The organism is Prochlorococcus sp. MIT2308, assembly GCF_059772345.1.
Genome location: NZ_CM186283.1, coordinates 17,612 through 36,982, shown reverse-complemented (window position 1 = coordinate 36,982; position 19,371 = coordinate 17,612). Strand labels below are relative to the sequence as shown.

Annotated in this window: 14 protein-coding genes; 10 read left to right on the top strand and 4 right to left on the bottom strand. The window is 36.2% G+C overall.

Annotation, left to right across the window (positions count from 1 at the left end):
* Positions 1-6: 6 nt before the first annotated feature.
* Genes thrS through AC6EIW_RS00150 form a run of 5 tightly spaced genes read left to right on the top strand, consistent with a single transcriptional unit; the run spans position 7 to position 7,697 of the window.
* Positions 7-1,932, top strand: a complete 1,926-nt coding sequence (thrS, locus tag AC6EIW_RS00170) for a threonine--tRNA ligase (protein WP_498520645.1) — start codon at positions 7-9, stop codon at positions 1,930-1,932.
* A gap of 23 nt (positions 1,933-1,955) precedes the next feature.
* Positions 1,956-2,999 carry a glucokinase gene (locus AC6EIW_RS00165; RefSeq protein ID WP_498520644.1) on the top strand — a complete coding sequence of 348 codons (1,044 nt, stop codon included), beginning with the start codon at positions 1,956-1,958 and terminating at the stop codon, positions 2,997-2,999.
* Between the two features lie 11 nt (positions 3,000-3,010).
* On the top strand, positions 3,011-3,958 hold the full coding sequence (thrB, locus tag AC6EIW_RS00160) for a homoserine kinase (RefSeq protein ID WP_498511334.1): 948 nt from the start codon (positions 3,011-3,013) through the stop codon (positions 3,956-3,958).
* A 57-nt stretch (positions 3,959-4,015) separates the two neighbouring features.
* Positions 4,016-5,569, top strand: a complete 1,554-nt coding sequence (locus tag AC6EIW_RS00155; RefSeq protein WP_498521655.1) for an NAD(P)H-quinone oxidoreductase subunit 4 — start codon at positions 4,016-4,018, stop codon at positions 5,567-5,569.
* A 16-nt stretch (positions 5,570-5,585) separates the two neighbouring features.
* The gene (locus AC6EIW_RS00150; protein ID WP_498520643.1) at positions 5,586-7,697 is read left to right on the top strand and encodes a M3 family metallopeptidase; all 2,112 of its coding nucleotides are present in this window, start codon (positions 5,586-5,588) and stop codon (positions 7,695-7,697) included.
* Here AC6EIW_RS00150 and AC6EIW_RS00145 read toward each other — a convergent pair.
* From AC6EIW_RS00145 to AC6EIW_RS00130, 4 genes are all read right to left on the bottom strand, one after another.
* Positions 7,694-8,296 (bottom strand): esterase/lipase family protein, encoded by a 603-nt coding sequence (locus AC6EIW_RS00145; RefSeq protein ID WP_498520642.1) that lies wholly within the window; start codon positions 8,294-8,296, stop codon positions 7,694-7,696. The genes AC6EIW_RS00150 and AC6EIW_RS00145 overlap by 4 nt on opposite strands.
* A complete protein-coding gene (locus tag AC6EIW_RS00140) occupies positions 8,297-8,686 on the bottom strand; it encodes a dihydroneopterin aldolase (protein WP_498520641.1) in 390 nt (129 codons plus the stop codon).
* A complete protein-coding gene (locus tag AC6EIW_RS00135; protein WP_498520640.1) occupies positions 8,683-9,999 on the bottom strand; it encodes a glutamate-5-semialdehyde dehydrogenase in 1,317 nt (438 codons plus the stop codon). The genes AC6EIW_RS00140 and AC6EIW_RS00135 overlap by 4 nt, the downstream gene beginning before the upstream one ends.
* A gap of 147 nt (positions 10,000-10,146) precedes the next feature.
* Positions 10,147-14,103, bottom strand: a complete 3,957-nt coding sequence (locus AC6EIW_RS00130; protein WP_498520639.1) for a translocation/assembly module TamB — start codon at positions 14,101-14,103, stop codon at positions 10,147-10,149.
* Between the two features lie 72 nt (positions 14,104-14,175).
* Here AC6EIW_RS00130 and AC6EIW_RS00125 point away from each other — a divergent pair, with 72 nt between their 5' ends.
* The 5 genes from AC6EIW_RS00125 to glgB are packed head-to-tail and all read left to right on the top strand — an operon-like array spanning position 14,176 to position 19,345.
* Complete coding sequence (locus AC6EIW_RS00125) at positions 14,176-14,709, top strand: Ycf51 family protein (protein ID WP_498520638.1); 534 nt, start codon at positions 14,176-14,178, stop codon at positions 14,707-14,709.
* Entirely contained in the window at positions 14,702-15,130 is a 429-nt protein-coding gene (locus AC6EIW_RS00120) for a DUF4332 domain-containing protein (protein WP_498520637.1), read from the top strand. Before AC6EIW_RS00125 ends, AC6EIW_RS00120 begins: the two co-directional genes overlap by 8 nt.
* 35 nt (positions 15,131-15,165) lie before the next feature.
* Complete coding sequence (locus AC6EIW_RS00115) at positions 15,166-15,435, top strand: DUF8664 family protein (protein WP_498520636.1); 270 nt, start codon at positions 15,166-15,168, stop codon at positions 15,433-15,435.
* Between the two features lie 8 nt (positions 15,436-15,443).
* Positions 15,444-17,021 carry a CocE/NonD family hydrolase gene (locus AC6EIW_RS00110; protein ID WP_498520635.1) on the top strand — a complete coding sequence of 526 codons (1,578 nt, stop codon included), beginning with the start codon at positions 15,444-15,446 and terminating at the stop codon, positions 17,019-17,021.
* Positions 17,022-17,077: 56 nt separating this feature from the next.
* On the top strand, positions 17,078-19,345 hold the full coding sequence (gene glgB, locus AC6EIW_RS00105; RefSeq protein ID WP_498520634.1) for a 1,4-alpha-glucan branching protein GlgB: 2,268 nt from the start codon (positions 17,078-17,080) through the stop codon (positions 19,343-19,345).
* The last annotated feature ends 26 nt before the right edge of the window (positions 19,346-19,371 follow it).

Genomic DNA, 19,371 nt, shown 5'->3' with positions numbered 1-19,371 from the left:
AAAATTATGCCAATAATTACATTACCTGATGGAACTGAAAAAAAATATGATTCCGCTGTCACAATTGATCAAATAGCAACAGAAATTGGACCCGGTTTGGCAAAAGCAGCGTTAGCGGGGAGAGTAAACGGGGAATTAATCGATACTTGTATTCCTATAACTCAAAATTCTCACATACAAATCATTACATCTAAAGATGATGAAGGAATAGAAATCATTAGACATTCATTCGCTCATCTTCTTGGACATGCTGTAAAACAATTATACCCTGAAGCAAAAATGGCAATAGGGCCAGTAATTGAAGATGGTTTTTATTATGATATTTCTTACAAAGATACATTCACTCCTGATGATCTTCTCAAAATTGAAGAAAGAATGAAAGAGTTAGTTAATAGAGATTATAATGTTATTGTTGAAATAGTTAGTCCAGAGAAAGCAACGGAAGTTTTTACTGATAGAGGTGAATCTTTCAAGTTAGAAATAGTTAAAAGTATACCTAACAATGAAACCATAAAGTTATACAAGCATCAAGAATATATTGATATGTGCAGAGGCCCTCATGTTCCAAATACAAGACATTTAAGAGTATTTAAGCTAATGCAAGTATCCGGAGCTTATTGGCGCGGAGACTCTAAAAATGAAATGCTACAAAGAATATATGGAACAGCTTGGAAAAGCTCTAAAGAATTAAAAGAATATATCTCCAGAATTGAAGAAGCTGAGAAAAGAGATCATAGAAAGTTAGGGAAAAAGTATTCACTTTTCCACTCGCAAGAGGAAGCACCCGGTATGGTTTTTTGGCATCCTAAAGGATGGACTATTTATAGAATTTTAGAAGATTTTATTCGGGAAACAATTACAAAATATGATTATCAAGAAGTTAAATCTCCGCAAGTAGTTGATAGGAGTCTTTGGGAGAAATCAGGCCATTGGGAGAAGTTTAAAGAAGATATGTTTACCACAACTTCAGAGAACAGGGAATATGCAATAAAACCTATGAATTGTCCATGCCACATACAAATATTCAATCAAGGTTTAAAAAGCTATCGAGATCTTCCTATTAGACTTTCTGAATTTGGCTCTTGTCATCGCAATGAGCCTTCTGGTGCACTGCATGGCTTAATGAGGGTAAGAAATTTTGTTCAAGATGATGCACACATATTTTGTACAGACGAACAAATCCAAGAAGAAGTACAAAATTTTATTGATTTGGTATTTGAGGTTTATAAAACCTTTGGCTTTGATTCAATCCTTATTAAGCTCTCAACAAGACCAGAGAAAAGGGTTGGGAGTGATGATATCTGGGACAAATCAGAAAAGGCCTTATCTGATGCACTTGATTCAAAAGGATTGGATTGGTCACTACTCCCTGGAGAGGGTGCCTTCTACGGTCCAAAAATAGAATTCTCTTTAAAAGATTGTCTCAACAGAGTATGGCAGTGCGGAACAATTCAAGTTGATTTCTCCATGCCTCAAAGGCTTAATGCAAGTTATATAGATATTACGGGGAGGAAACAAACACCTGTAATGCTTCACAGAGCTATTTTAGGTTCTTTTGAAAGATTTATTGGGATTTTAATTGAGAATTATTCAGGAAATTTTCCTACATGGTTATCACCTATTCAAATAATGATTATGGGCATAACCGATAGAAATAATGAAGCATGTTTTAGTACTAAGGATAAATTAGTTGACCTTGGTTTCAGAGCTGAAATTGATATCAGAAATGAAAAAGTCGGTTTCAAAATACGAGAACATACAATGCAAAGAATACCTTTCTTGATAATTATCGGAGATAAAGAAGAAGAGAAAAATGAAATCTCAGTAAGAACAAGAGAAGGTAAAGATCTTGGAAATATGACTATAGACAAGTTTAAATTAATAATTGACGAATCAATAAGCAAAAAAGGTCTACAAGTTAATCAATCCTAAATTAAATACAATTTTTATAACTTATGAATTTACTTGCTGGTGACCTTGGTGGGACTAAAACAATATTAGCTGTTTATTCAAACGAGAACTATCCACAAAAATTATTTGAAAAGTACTATATTTCCTCAGAATGGAAATCTTTATACTCAATATTTGAAGATTTTATTAAACATTTACCAGAACATATATCACTCCCTGAATATGGATGTATTGGAGTAGCAGGACAAATAAAAGGTGAAAAAGTGAAGGTTACAAATCTTGGATGGGATATCGAAACAGAAAAATTATCTCAGCTTTCAAAAATAAATAATATTGAATTAATAAATGATTTCTCAGTTTTGATATATGGAATACCATTTTTCAAAAAATCCCAATATGAAGTAATCCAAGGAACATTAAATTCTGAGTACAAAACTAATCAGAAATTAATCGCAATTATTGGAGCTGGTACTGGCTTAGGAATGTCCAGAGGATTAATTACACCTAAAAGCATTTTTATATTTCCAAGTGAAGGGGGCCACGGAGAATTTTCCCCGAGAACAGAAAACGAATGGGAATTAGTTAAATGGCTAAAAAAGAAGTTAAATATTCAAAGAATATCAATTGAAAAAATAGTTAGTGGGACGGGCCTTGGGATGATTGCTAGATGGAAATTGGATGATTCCAAAAATGAAAACCATCCACTTCAAATAACTTTAAAAAAAATGGATAATGACAAATCAGATTTTGTAGATTTACCTGCACTTGTTTGGGAAGAAGCAAATAAAGGCGACAAATTAATGTCTGAAGCTTTGCAACTATGGCTGAATGCATATGGATCTGCGGCTGGAGATCTTGCTTTACAAGAACTTTGCTCTTCAGGCTTATGGATTTCAGGTGGAACAGCTGCAAAAAACCTCGATGGAATAAACTCTTCTAACTTCCTTAATGCATTTAGTAATAAGGGTCGCTTTCAATCTTATTTAAAGGAAATCCCATTGATTGTTCTTAAAGATCCAGAAGCGACATTATTCAGTTCAGCTTGCAGAGCACGCTTAAGTGCCGAATCAAATGGGAGACTTAGCTAAAGGATAAAAACATGGGGCCGCCAAAAATAGGACAAACTGTCGTGGTAGAGGTTCCTTCTACTACTGCCAATATTGGTCCAGGTTTTGATTGCCTTGGTGCAGCATTAGATCTTTCCAATCAGTTCACAATTAAAAGAATTGAGGGTAATGCTGAAAGGTTTGAATTAATAATGGAAAGTACTGAGGGCAATCATTTAAGAGGCGGCCCTGAGAATCTTTTTTATCGAGCCGCACAACGAGTGTGGAGAACTGCAGGTGTTGAACCTGTCGCACTTGAAGCAAGAGTAAAATTAGCCGTTCCTCCTGCAAGAGGCCTTGGAAGCAGTGCTACTGCGATCGTTGCAGGCCTGGTTGGAGCGAATGCACTTGCTGGATACCCTTTGCCAAAGGAAAAATTGCTAGAACTAGCAATAGATATAGAAGGGCATCCAGACAATGTTGTTCCATCATTAATAGGAGGTCTTTGCGTAACAGCTAAAACCGCAAACGACAGGTGGCGCGTAGTCCGCTGTGATTGGGATCAATCAATAAAAGCGGTAGTAGCAATTCCATCCATTCGCCTTAGTACAAGTGAAGCAAGACGTGTAATGCCTGAGAACATTCCAGTTAATGATGCAGTAATCAATTTAGGTGCCCTCACGCTTCTACTTCAAGGGCTGAGAACAGGTAATGAGGATTTAATTGCGGATGGTATGCATGACAAGCTTCATGAACCCTACAGATGGGGATTGATCAAAGGTGGGTTAGAGGTAAGAGAAGCAGCAAAGGCTGCTGGAGCCCTAGGATGTGCAATTAGTGGAGCAGGCCCAAGCATTCTTGCCTTGTGCAAAGCGACTAGAGGCCGAGAAGTCAGTGTCGCAATGGTCAAAGCCTGGGAAGCTGCTGGTGTAGCAAGTCGTGCCCCTTTGATGAGCCTTCAACTGAGAGGTAGCGAATGTATTTCAAACACCTTTGGGTAGTTCTTTTCATGAAAACAAACAAAAACTGATAGCTTTATGGCTGACTTGCCCCAAATTATGGATGCCAATCTGCCTATGAGTATTGATTCTCAGACAGTATTTCCATGGCTTTCACTCATTGTGCTCCTACCCATAGCTGGAGCGTTGATAATGCCTTTCCTCCCAAAAGAAGAAAGTAAAAATTCTAATCTGCCTAGAAACATAGCTCTAGTTATTTTATTAGCCGATTTTTTAATTATTGTATTGGCTTTTGCCAACTTGTTTGATCCAAGCAGCGAAAATTTGCAGTTAGTAGAAAGACTTCAATGGCTTCCTTCCATAGGACTTGAATGGTCATTAGGAGTAGATGGAATATCTGCACCGCTAGTAGTTCTTAGCGGGCTAATTACTTTTTTGTCTGCAGCTGCAAGTTGGAAAGTAAAACAAAAAACAAGGCTTTACTTTGCTTTATTATTGATTCAAGCTTCAGCCCAAGCTTTAGTTTTTCTATCACAAGATTTCCTACTATTCTTTTTAGCTTGGGAACTTGAGCTTGTTCCTGTTTATCTACTAATTGCTATTTGGGGAGGAAAAAGGAAACTTTATGCAGCGACAAAATTCATTCTCTACACCGCACTTGCTTCCCTTTTGATACTACTTAGTGGTCTTGCCTTAGCTCTTTCCGGAGATCAATTCACCTTCAATTTAAGTGAAATCGCAGCCAAATCTTTTTCTGGTAATTTTGGCATATTTTGTTATTTAGGTTTCTTAATTGGTTTTGGAGTAAAGCTTCCTATCTTTCCACTTCATACCTGGCTGCCCGATGCTCATGGAGAGGCAAATGCACCGGTCTCAATGTTGCTAGCTGGTGTTTTATTAAAAATGGGAGGTTACGCTCTAATAAGATTCAATGTACAAATTTTACCGGATGCTCATCTAATACTCGCTCCAGCTCTGATCATCATTGGAATAGTAAATATTATTTATGGAGCTCTAAATGCTTTTGCCCAAGACAATGTAAAAAGGCGCATTGCCTGCAGTTCTGTAAGTCATATGGGTTTTGTACTTGTTGGAATTGGTGCTGTTAATGCACTTGGGATAAGTGGAGCGATGCTCCAGATGATTAGCCATGGACTTATTGCTGCTGCAATGTTCTTTGTTACTGGAAGTTTTTATGAAAGAACCAACACTCTTTCAATCCCAAACATGGGCGGTCTAGCGAAAGCTTTGCCAATTACTTTTGCATTTTTCTTAGCCAGTTCTTTAGCTTCACTTGCCTTGCCAGGAATGAGTGGATTTATAAGTGAAATCACAGTTTTTCTAGGTATAACTAGTCAAGAAGGATTCACTTCTTTATTTAGAGCAATAACAATTCTTTTGGCAGCCATTGGACTGGTTTTAACTCCCATATACCTTCTTTCAATGTGCAGAAGAGTATTCTTTGGCCCTAGAATACCCGCTCTATCTATAGTTAAAGAAATGGATGCTAGAGAGCTTTCCATAGGTTTAAGTCTCTTAGTTCCTACATTAGTAATAGGTTTTTGGCCAAGAATAGCTATTGATTTATATGAGGTATCAACAAATGCTCTCGCACAATCATTAATTACCAATAACCTTGTACCTATAAGTTAGTTTTTGAACCTAAAAAATGACTTCAATTAAGCCATCAGCACTTTTAGAAGGTCAAGGTCTTCCTGATTACAATAAAATCACCCCTGATGAGATCAATAAAAATATTCCAAAACTGATAAAAGAACTAAATGAAAACTTAAACAAGTTAGAAGAACAACTCGATGAACAATTAACAACCAATAAATCCTTGAGCTGGGAAGATGTAATGCCTCAGCTTTATGAAATAGGCGAAAAGCTTCGTTGGAGTTGGGGGGTTGTAAGTCATCTTAATGCTGTATGCAATACAACTGAACTGCGTGAAGTTCATTCAAATCAACAACCTAAAATCGTTAGATTTAGTAATCAGATTGCTCAAAGCGAAGTAATTTTTAAGGCACTCTTAAATTTAAAAGAGCATGGAAACATAAAAGATGAAACTCAAATAAGAATAATTGAGACAGAACTGATAACAATGAAGAACAAAGGAATTGGTCTTGAAACTGATGAAAAAGCTTTATTTAATGCTCGTAGTGAGAGATTAGCTGAATTATCAACGACTTTTAGCAATAACGTATTAGATGCGACCAAGAACTGGAGTCTTTTATTAAGAAACAAGTCTGAAGTCGAGGGCCTACCTGAAAGAGCCCGAGAAACATTGTCTCTTGCCGCAAAGGAGGCGGGTGACAAAGATGAAGAAGGTAATGATCCTTCACCATCAAACGGACCATGGAGAGTTGGCTTGGATTTACCTAGCTACATTCCTTTGCAAACTTATGCAAAAGATAGACGTATCAGAGAAAAAGTTTATAGAGCCTTTGTAAGCAGAGCTAGCGATGGGAAGATGAATAACAAAAAAATAATTGAAGAAATTCTAACCATCAGAAACAAGCAGGCAAAACTATTGGGATATAAAAACTGGTGTGAAATTAGTTTGGCAACAAAGATGGCCGATAATGAAGAAGCTGTCGAGATATTACTAGAAGAACTACGATCAGCTGCAATGCCTCATGCTGAAAAAGAAGTTATACATCTTCGTGAGTGTGCCATAAGAAATGGAGAAAGCGAAGATTTTGAGCTATCTCCATGGGATGTAAGCTTTTGGGCTGAAGTTCTACGCAAAGAGAAATTCGACCTTGACCAAGAGAAACTAAGGCCATGGTTTCCTTTAGATCAAGTTCTTAATGGTCTATTTAACTTGTGCAAAAGACTTTTTGAAATTGAAATTGAAGAAGCGAGTAATACAGCACCTTTATGGCATGAAGATGTCCGTTTCTTCAATGTTAAAAATTTAGATGGTCAGAAAATTGCATCTTTCTATCTAGATCCATTCAGTCGTCCTGCGACAAAAAGAGGAGGTGCTTGGATGGATGAATGTTTGTGCCGAAATCAAAAAACGAAAGATGATATTGTTCTCCCTGTAGCCTATTTAGTCTGCAATCAAACGCCTCCTACTGCTGACAAACCCAGTTTGATGAGCTTCGAAGAAGTAGAAACCCTTTTCCATGAATTTGGTCATGGTCTACAACACATGCTTACAACTGTAAGCTACCCACAAGCAGCCGGAATTAATAACGTTGAATGGGATGCTGTCGAATTAGCAAGTCAATTTATGGAAAATTGGTGCTTAGAAGATCAAACAATTTCTGAAATAGCAATTCATTGGGAAAACAAAGAGTCATTACCAAAATCCGAAATCAATAAATTGAGATTGAGCAGAACATTTAATACTGGTCTTGCGACTTTAAGACAAATACATTTTGCTCTTACTGATCTAAAGCTCCATAGTCAATGGGATGAAGATTCAGAAATTTCCCCAGATGAATTGCGGAGACAAATCGCAGAGAATACAACCGTGATGACTCCCATTCCAGAAGATCAATTCCTATGTGCCTTCAGTCATATTTTTGCTGGTGGCTATGCTGCAGGATACTACTCTTATAAATGGGCTGAGGTGCTCAGTTCTGATGCCTTTGCCGCTTTTGAGGAGGCAGGACTTAGTAATATTGCTGAAGTTAGAAAAATTGGCAAAAAATATCGCGATTCAATTCTAAGTCTTGGGGGTAGTCGTTCCCCCAGCAAGGTCTTCGAACAATTTAGAGGTAGACTTCCCTCTACTGAAGCTTTAATACGACATAGTGGGCTTAATTAGCGATCATTAAAAATCTTTTTGACTAAAATATCTATAGAACTAGAATTGGTAATCAATTCTTTATGTGTTAATACAGGTAAGTGATAAGATTCACCCATAGAGAGTTTTGACTGCCAGCCTGGGAATGACATCAAGTCCCATTTTGTGAAAAAACTAGTACATTCAACTTTTTCTAAATAAGACTGATCGTTATTTAATTGAGATAAAAAACTACTTCCTCTTTTCATCTCTGCAATACCCGGCATCAAAAATGAAGGGATCATTTGAGCTGTGTAAGTACCAAAATGCGGCGTACCAATACTAAAGAAACGTTTAGTTCGTAAAAAACCATCATGATTTTGCAACCAACACCTACTAACTAATCCACCCATTGAAAAACCAACAATATCTATTTCAATTTCAGACCCCACTAGTTCCTCAATCTTAGAATCAAGATCTCGAGCTAGACGCCTAAGAGATGTTTTTCCATACTTGTGTGGCAAATGTGGTCTATACAATTCATAATCATCTTCATTTATTTTTTTAATTAATTTTTCAAATAATTTAGGATTGTTCCATAAACCATGAATAAAAAAAATTGGTCTTGCGTTTGTGTCCAATTAATTAATAGGCAATGAGAAATTTCTTTTTTTTTCGACAAGAACACTGCCAGTAAATCCATGTATTGGTGGAGAGCATTTTGTCAGAAGAATATGAATTGGAACTGGACCATATAGAGACTCAAGAAGATTCAAAATTTGATCACTAAAATATTCTATCGTCAAGCATTTGATCTCAAATGAAAGTTTTTTAATTGCTTGAATTGCTTCGCTATAGTCAATTGATTTATCTAATTGATCAAGCTTAGATGACTCATCCAAATCCAACCAAAAACTTATATCAAGAAGAAAGCTTTGACCATGTATTCGCTCACTTTCTAAAACACCTACATGAGCCCAAAGATCTAAGTCTTTTATATGAATTGCGCTTAAATTATTAAATTGGCTCATAATGGTAGATCAGTATGAGAAAAGCTTCTATCTCCAGAAGCGAAATCCTTAACAAGATCACCATCACCTCTGAGATAATAGCGATAGGTAACTAAACCTTCCAATCCAACTGGTCCTCTTGGTGGAAGAGTCTGAGTACTTATACCAACTTCAGCTCCAAACCCATATCGAAAACCATCAGCAAATCGAGTAGAGCAATTATGATAAACACCTGCGCTATCAACCGAACTTAAGAATTTTTCAGCAACTTCCTTATTATCAGTAACTATCGCCTCTGTGTGACGAGAGCTATATTTACGAATATGTTCAATAGCTTCATCTGCATTACAAACAATTTTTATTGAAAGAATTAAATCAAGATATTCAGTAGACCAGTCCACTTCATCAGCCTTATTTTTTACCCCTAAAGATTGACTCCTTGCATCACCCTTAAGAGTTACTCCTGCATTGGAAAAAATTGGCAAGGCTTTTTTCAAAAATATCTCAGCAATATCTTCATGAATTAATAATGTCTCAATTGCATTACAAGCAGCAGGATATTGAATCTTACTATCTAAAGCTATGCTTATAGCTTTATCAATATCTATAGAATTATCCACATATAAATGACAAATCCCATCCGCGTGCCCTAGGACAGGGATACGTGTATTTTCTTGAATAAATTGGACTAACTCATTACTACCTCTAGGTATTATCAAATTCACAAACCGATCTAAACGAAGTAAGCCTAAGCTTTCTTGACGTGTAGTGAGTAAAGACAACGCACCTGAACCAACATCTGATTTTTTTAACCCCTTGTCGAGAGAATTCATTATTGCTTGATTTGTAGCTTTTGCTTCACTTCCTCCTTTTAATAAGGCTCCATTTCCAGAACGAACAGCAAGAGATGCTATTTGTATCAATGCATCTGGTCTCGATTCAAATATCACTCCTAATACTCCTAATGGAACTGTTACTCTCTCAAGAATAAGGTTTTCATCCAATTTCCTATGAAGTTGTCTTTTACCTATTGGATCTGCAAGATTTGAAACTTTTAAAACCCCTTCAATACACCCTTTGAGTTTCGTTTTTGTTAACTGCAGTCTTGATAAAAGTGAATTATTCAACCCTTCTTTTTCTGATCTTTCAAGATCTTGACTATTAGCTCTCAATATATCCTCGGCATTATTATTCAAAGCATTTGCCATTTCAGTCAAAGCCTCACACCTCTTTTCGTTAGTGGATTGACCAAGCAAGATAGAAGCTTCTTTTGCACTCTCAGCAACTTTTATTAGCTGAGGCGTAGGTTCAGGAACTAAAAAGTTTGTACTCATTTGATTTGGATAAACTATTTAATCGAAGATAAATTTTGACTATCTTTAAAATATTCCTTTAATGGCGAATCAAGCAATAAAAGAAGATAAAAATCTATCTAATTGAAAAATATTAGTTAAGTCATTTGTATTCAACTATTCATTTATTTAATATCTAAAATAGAGTTGGATCTGACTTTGCCAATTCCCATTCTTATCAAACGAGCCAAGTAGACCTACATTAGGATTCATTTGAAAAGTAATATTTCCTTTTGGTGGAATATCCTGTCGGTTGGGAGCAGCCTGAACTGAAAAATTAATCTTATCATTAATGTCGACTCCTATTTCTGTCACCCATGCCTGTTGACCTGGCAAATTTGTATCTTCCTGATCACTACTTGAAGAACTGCTATCACTGGCATCACTCTCTGAATCTGATCCACCTACATATGCAGGATACAAAGATATTTGAAGCCTATCACTTAAAAAACCATTAATATTACCTTGAAGATAGGAAGCAAAAGATCTATTCAGAAAACTAGTGAGAGCATCTCCATTACCTCCACTACTTATTAAAGTTGCAAGAGAATTACCTCCTATGAGTCCTAACAATTCACTTCTTCCCAATGATGGATTACTTCTTAATTGAAAGTTTTCACTAATTCGATCTGAAGGTCCAGAAGCTGTTACTTCGACATTTACGAAACGAGATCCTCCAATGCCAAATGATGCCATGCCATTGGAGGAAAAATTACTGACATCTCTAACATTATCTGGGACACGGCTCTTCAAAGTCACGTCAACATATGGAATCAATCCCATAGAGGGGACAAACACGGCTACATTAGGTTCACTTTGATCTAGATTAAAAGTAGTCGTAAAGAGGTTAACGTAACCACTAACAAGTTTAATGACGCCACTAACTTCAAGTGTCTCGTCAAAAGCGCCATTTAAGAAAAGAAATCCATTCGTTTCAAAACTTGCCAAGGGTTGAGAAACTAATCTCAATGAGGGGCCAAGTACAAGCTTAAAATCTTCAAAGCTAATGGCTTCCAATCCACTAGGCAAACCAGCACTTACTATTCGGCTTGCAGGAGCATCTTCATCTTGAATGAATAAAACCAAAGGTTCTACCTGGCTCCAGTTTTGTTCAGGGAAGCTAGGAATACTTTTAAACTTAGAATCTTTAGGACCAGATTTATCAGATGTGTTCTTGTCAGGATTATTAGCTCTTTTTGCAAAAATAGAGCCTTCTGAAACAAAGACTTCGCCTGCCAATTTAGGTTTAATAATAGAACCTTTAACAATAATCTTGGATGAAGCTCTGATATCAGTAAATGCTGTTTTGATACGTGTTTTCTCTATAGAAAACGCCAATGGTTCAATTTCTCTTAATTGAGAATCAAATAACGAAATTCCACCTTTACTCTTAACAAGACCGTTTGGTCCAATATTTGCTGTTAGTTCACGAACTTCAAGTCTATTAAAATCAAAAACTACTGTGCTATTCAAATTATTAATTTCTCTATTTTGAAAAAGTAGATCACTGTTGTTTAAAACAAAAAAACCATTCGCTACTGGTTTTTTTGGCGTTCCACTAATTAGCAAGCTCAGATCAGCAGAACCCGAAGTCCAAGATACATTTCCTTTTGTTAGACCTGTTAAAAAAATCAATCCATCTCCATGACTTTCGACTTTTAGATCGATAGGGTAAGAATTATTTAATGGATAGATTCCACTTAATTCAACTGGGTTTATCGTAGATTGATCCCTCAGAGCAATATCAAATTCAAGATAATTATCTTTATAGAAAATAGTTCCTTTATCTAAAATAATTTTTCTATCATCAATTTTTGTGTCCTTGATAATTAGATCAGAAGTTATTTGTGGGGTACCATTAGTCAAACTATATTTACCACTTAAACCAAAGTATCCATTAACTGTCGATGGAATTGGCGCAAGTAACGATAATAATGAAAAATTGAAGTCAAGTAATGAAAAGTTTCCATTGCCTGATCCTAGATTTCCATTAAAAAATGCTTTAAAAGGTCTTATATTTTTTGAATTTATAATCTTCAGTTTGTTTGTCCAAACCCTTCCAAATGCTTTAGCTTCTAACTTTAAATCAGATAGGTTTGGACCGCTTAATTTAATATCTGCATCAACATTTCCATTTAGATCATAAGGATTAATAATACTCTTATTATTTATCTTATTTATCTCTTCTTTATATAAATCCTTAGATCTAGCTAAAGCTTCTAATTGAGTATCTAAAGAACTATTATTATCACCAATCTTCAATCTCCCTAAATCTTCTGCTTCACCCAATGCCTCTGAGTACTTCAACCCTAACTTAGGAAACTCTAAAGCAGTAGCAGCGATCCAACTAGAGCTAACATCTTTAACTTTAGCTAACAAAGAAAATTCAGATCCATTATTAATATCAAACTTTATCTTTCCATTTTTAGATGTAATTAATTCACCTTTTAGATTAGTTTCTGAATTTTTAATTTTTCCATTAATACGTGCCTTTTTTAATTTGAAACCTAACAATCTGAAATAATCTAAATTTACATAACCATTAAGAAATAGTGGATCAAGAGAAAATATTCCATTACCTGATACTTCCCCAAATATACGTTTAAAACTCTTCTCTGGCGGGAAAGCAACTTCTATTCTATCTAATCTAAACTTATCAGCATCCCATTCAAAAGCATTTAATTTAGAGTTTATACTTATTTTACCTCCCAATCTATTTAAGCTTAAATCATTGAAATTACCATTTCTATTGAAGTTAATTTGAAGATCAGCAGGGGTAGAAGCCCCTTCGGATTTGATTCTCAAACTACCCCATTTCTTTTCATCTGGTATTCGAGTAAAGGAACCTCTCCACTTTTCTCTTAAGCGAATACCATTAGCCTGTGGATTATCCAAAGAAAGGTCAATAGAAGAATTTAATGCAGTCAGGGGCCCATAGAAGTCACCAGTAGTATTTAATTTCCCAGATAATGATGCATTTAATATTGGATTTAATGCACCTAAAGGAAAAGATTCTAAATTTAAATTTGCTTTTAAATCTCCAGGTATAAGGCGTCTTTCAACTATTGAAATTGGCAGTTTAAATTTCAATTCAAGAGGTTTATGCTCATAGTCTTTTATTTTTATATAGGCTAGAGATTTTATATGTGTTAAATCTTTTTTATAAAATGGGATTTCAACTAAAGTAGATATATTCCAATAACCATATTGCCAATTTGTATCTGTTATTTTTAACCTTTTATTATCACATTTTATTCTTGACTGATTAGTAGAAAGCGTATCATTTAAAATCCCTCCTCTTAAGCTTAGATCATCTGCAGTTAAACCACCTTTACATTTTATAAAACCTTTATCTATAGCCAAGTTAATTTTACCATTAATATTTCCCTTGGAAATAATATTTGAATCATTTCCTAAGATCCCCTGCAAGAAGCCAAGTCTAATTTTATCAACTCTTGCTTTAGCTTGAAACTCTAATCCATCCCAATGGCCCTTACCAGAAAGATAGAGGCTTCCCTGCTTTTTAGAATGTAAGTTTACAGCACCATAAATCTTTTTCTTAGCAAGGTTGAGACCAAGATTGCCTCTAGCAAATAATATCTTTTCTCCAGGATTAAATACAATTTTGGTTGAGCCTTTTAGATTAAATCTTAGATGTAAGTTATTTGACTTAGAATTATCAGCCGAGGGTAAGACCCAAAAAGAACCTTGATTATTTTTGGTTAGTATAATTTCAGTTCCCTTTGGATTAAATATTGCAACAGGTTGCCAATTAAATAAACTTGCAAAAGGCGCAAATTTAACGGTTAAAGTTGAAATATTGACTGATGAAGAATCTTTTTCACCTGGAAGGAACTTCGTTCGTCCCAACGCAACGCCCCATGGTCTAAGCCCTCTATAGGCTCCTATTTTCAAAGGATGGCCTAAGGAGTTAGATAATGTTTTTTCTATTTGAGGTGAAAAACGGCTTATAGTTCTGCCTACCAAGAGATCAGCCCCACTCCAAATCAAAACACCACCTAACGCCACAAAGGTTCCAGCAAATCCCCAGCGCTTTAATCTTTTAGAACTGCTCTCATCTCCCATGAAACATCATTCTCAAACTTGGGGAGCCAACAAACTATAAAGAATCAATTAAGGAGAAACCAGCCTATGTCTATGAGTGAAGTTATCCAAGATGTAACAAAATGGCTAGCCTGGGGAGGTTCAGGACTTGGCATCTTAACAATTCTGGCTTATCTATTAAATTGGGGAATTAAATTCCGGCTCACTGGCACAACAATTTTCACACTTTTATTATCTGCTAGTTGCTGGGCCTTCGATCAAAGTTATACACCTCCGTTTAATGTAGAAGGGTACAAATATGCTCCCATTGTTTATGACAATGGCTTTGATTTGGTTGTTGCTCAAGCCTCAAACGATTTTCCTAAAGAAGCTATCAAGCCAACATTGCTACAAATAGCTGGTAATTTGAAAGGGGGAGGAAGAAATGGTGCCCAGGTAAAGGTCAGACTAAGAAAGATAGAATCAGTTGGAGATGGGATAAGTAGACCAATTGTTCTTGGTGAAATAATAAATGATTTAAAAGAATCAAAGATAATAGAATTGCCAAATAGGAATTATTCTCCAAGCGAAGATTTTTCGATAGCGGCTGATTCTGAAGAAAAAAGCTTATTAGAGACATATGAATAAAAAATTATTATTAAAAAATCTTCCTAAAAGCTTTTATCAAGAAGAAAAAATACTCTTATCAAATGATATTAAAACATGGAATTCTTTATTATCTATTAGCGATGAAGAAATTAATATTCTAATTAGTGGAAGTCTGGGTAGTGTTCGTAATCTAAAAAGACTAAAATGCATAGCATATTTTATATGTTCGTTAGATATTGAACTTAACGAAGCAGCCTTGCTAATGCACTCAGGATTGATTTCTAACAAGGCACTTTCTCGACTTACTCCTCATGAGCTAGTTCAAAAGACTGGTCGTTTTGAACGAATTTTAAGAACAGAACGAATTCCATTAATAGATCTAAGCAAAGCTCACTTTTTAATCGAGAAAGCAAAAAAAACATTATTTAATTCACCCAAGAACAATAAGGTAATAGAATAAAAATAATTAAATATAAACTAAGTAAACTTGAGAAAATGAACAGTTTACTAATCACTTTAATATTTTCATCATTTGCCATTAATCATGATGCAATGGCTCAATCAAGACTTCTTGAGGGTGTAAAAAGAAATCCTGATGAAGCAAAGTCCATTTGCAGAAGTTTTAGTGACCTAAATAAAAAAAACATCTCGGCTGGTTCATCACAATCTATTCAGAAAATCTCAATTCAGAAGAATATAAGCGAAGTTGATGCTGAGATCCTTTCGATGTATGTAAGAGGTCTTTATTGCCCTGAAACTTTTTAAAGCAACAAATGAATTCAATAAAATACAGGGACGAAGAATTACAACTTAGAGACGGAACATTACTCAAATCTCGAATCTGGTTACCGCCAGGGGAGGGGCCATGGCCTGTATTGCTCATGCGTCAACCTTATGGGAGAGAAATTGCTTCTACAGTTACATATGCTCATCCCTCCTGGTGGGCTAGTAATGGCTATTTAGTCGTAGTACAGGATGTTCGAGGTCAAGGTGGATCTGAAGGTGAATTCAAAGGGTTTAGCCAAGAAGCCGCAGATACCAGTCAAACACATAACTGGGTTCGATCCTTACCTGAATGCAATGGCCTACTAGGTACATACGGTTTTTCTTATCAAGGCTTAACACAGCTCATTGCAGAGGAAGGAACTTCTCCACCTGATTGCATTATACCTGCAATGACAGGGCTTTCAGAACAGGAACATTGGAGTTGTGAAGGAGGAGCCTTTTGGTGGCACTTAGGAATTGGATGGGGTTTGCAACTAGCAGCTCAAAAGGCCCAAAGAGAAAAGAATTGGGCAGCCTGGCATGAAATCCGTGAGAGTCTTGAATCAAAAAAATATTTATCTAACGGTCATGAATTACTTAAAAAGAATGACCCACATGGGATGGCTTATAAATGGCTAAAGTTTTCTTCTAGCAAAAATCTTCAATGGAAAAATTATGCGCCATTAGATAGCTGGTTAAGAAAACCATTGCTACTAATTGGGGGATGGTGGGATCCTCATTTGAGAGGGATTTTAGATATTTTTGAAAAATCTACTAAAGCAGGAGGCAGCCCAAAATTACTCATTGGTCCTGCCACTCATCTTCAATGGTGGGAGGGTGCACAACTCACCCAGTTAAATTTTTTCGATTCTCATTTAAAAGAAAAAAACAAAGAAATCTTTTTCCCTACAATCAACCTTTGGAATCTTACGAAAAATAGTTGGGAGCTTTCAACTAAAAATAAAACTCCTACATGGAATCTTCGTAGTGAAGGTTTGGCTGCGATAAGTCATTGCGAGGGTAGCTTAGTCCCTAATTTTGATTTAGAAGCAAATTGTGAGGTGAATTTAGTACACGACCCATGGAGACCTGTACCAGCAATCGGAGGACATCTCAGTAATACGCCTGGGGAAGCTAACAGATTCAATATTGATACTCGTTCTGATGTCGCAGTATTTACGACACCTCCAATGTCAGAAGAGATAAGGATAGAAGGTATTCCAACTCTTAATTTAGAAACAAAATGTGACAGGGAAGGCTTTGATCTGTTCGTTGCATTATCAATAATTCCTAGTGAAATCAAAAACACTGCAACTCAACTTTCAACTGGTGTTATCAGAATTACCAATTCTGACAAAAACAGACAAGCCTCCAGAGAGATACGATTACAACCAATTCTTGCCACATTTAAAGAAGGAGATCGTTTGAGAATTTCAATATCAGGATCTGGATGGCCAGCTATTGGAATAAATCCTGGACAGAGTCAATATTTATGCGAAGCACCCAGTCCTCACTGCCTAGTGACTACAATCACACTCTTACTATTAAATTCAAAACTTAAATTTGAATCACTTATTTCCTCTTAGGGGTTCAATATTTACTGCCATAGGATTAAGCTAACTAGCTATTTAAGCCATAAGTCATGCCCGTCTCTATTATTCTAGATTCCTTGAAAGTTGACGGACAAAGACTTTCTGAATGCAGACATGAAAGTCCTTTTTCTATTCTTGGTCCTCAACCGTTTAAAGATAAATGGATAATTCGCATATGGATGCCTGAAGCAAGTGCAGTTGAATTAATAACTAAAGCAAAGAATATTCAGCTACAAAATCCCAACCATGAATGGATTTTTGAAGGAGTTGTAGAAAAAGATCCTGGCACTGATTATCAAATAAAAGTTAAAAGAGGAGGAATTGAACATGTTCAACATGATCCCTGGAGCTTCCGAAAAGAGTGGATGGGTGAAATTGATAGACATCTTTTCGCAGAGGGAAATCACCATCATATTTGGCGAAAGATGGGTGCCCACATTACTGCGATAGATAAAAAAGAAGGCGTTATGTTTTGCTTGTGGGCGCCTCATGCAAAAAGTGTCTCTGTTATTGGTGATCTCAATTCATGGGATGGCAGACATCACCCTATGCAAAAACGTCTAGGTGGAATATGGGAATTATTTATACCTGGTCTTAAAGATGGTGATTTATACAAATATGAAATTAGAACTGAGGAAGGACATTGCTATGAGAAAGCTGATCCATATGGTTTTCAACATGAAGTAAGGCCAGCAAAAAGCTCAGTCATATCAAAGATCGATTCCTTTCAATGGAATGATCAATCTTGGATATCCAATCGGGACAATAGAAATCCTTTAGAGCAACCGATATCCGTTTATGAGATGCATTTAGGCAGTTGGATGCATGCTTCCTCAGACGAACCATTTATCAACTCAGACGGAGAACATCGCTCCCCTGTTCCCGCAGCAGACATGAAGCCTGGCTCAAGATTGCTTACATACAAAGAACTTGCAAACAAGCTCATTCCTTATGTCAAAGAGAGAGGTTTCACTCACATAGAGCTTATGCCAGTTTCTGAGCACCCTTTTGATGGCTCATGGGGTTATCAAGTCACTGGTTGGTATGCACCTACAAGTAGATATGGATCACCAGACGAATTTCGTGCCTTCGTTGATGCATGCCATAAAGAGGGGATAGGAATTATTCTCGATTGGGTCCCTGGGCACTTTCCTAAAGATCAACATGGACTTGCTTATTTTGATGGCAGCCATCTATACGAACATTCAGATCCCAGAATTGGAGAGCACAAAGAATGGGGAACATTAATTTTCAATTACAGTCGAAATGAAGTTCGCAATTTTCTAGTTGCAAATCTAATTTTCTGGTTTGATCAATTTCACATAGATGGCATACGTGTTGATGCAGTTGCATCAATGCTTTACAAAGACTACCTTCGTCCGGAGGGTGAATGGATACCTAACGAAGATGGAGGAAATGAAAATTTTGAAGCAGTTAGATTTCTACAACAGGCTAATCACGTCCTTTTTCAACATTTTCCGGGCGCACTTTCTATTGCCGAAGAATCAACTACATGGGCTGGTGTAACTAAACCAACGGATATGAATGGACTTGGTTTCAATCTGAAATGGAACATGGGTTGGATGCACGATATGCTCGATTATTTTGAAATTGACCCATGGTTTAGACAATTCAATCAAAACAATATCACTTTCTCAATTTGTTATAACTTTACCGAAAATTTCATGCTTGCTTTAAGCCACGATGAAGTTGTTCATGGGAAAAGTCATCTTCTGCATAAAATGCCTGGTGATGACTGGCAGAAGTACGCAAACACACGAGCATTACTTGCGTACATGTGGACACATCCTGGTAAAAAAACAATATTTATGGGAATGGAATTCGGACAGCGTCAAGAATGGAATGTTTGGGATGATTTACAATGGGATCTTCTAAATTATGAACCACATAAGGGAATACTGAAATTAGTAGATGATTTGAATACTTTATATAAAAAAGAACCTGCTTTATGGAGAGATGATTTTGACGAATATGGGTTCCAGTGGATTGATTGCGACGATAAAAAAAATTCAGTAATTAGTTTTATGAGAAGAGAAAAAACTGATGGAGAATGGTTAGTAATAGTTGCAAACTTTACCCCTCAAAACCACTCTAATTACAGAATAGGTGTACCTATTGATGGGTTCTATGAAGAAATTTTCAATACAGATTCGAATAAATATGGAGGTTCAAACTTAGGAAATATGGGAGGTAAAGCAACAGATTCTTACAACATACATGGGTATGAGAATTCAATAGATCTTTGCCTTCCTCCTCTAAGCGTTCTAGTTCTCAAGCATAAATCCAAAGAGAATTAAGCCTCCTCGAATAGAAATGTTTCAAC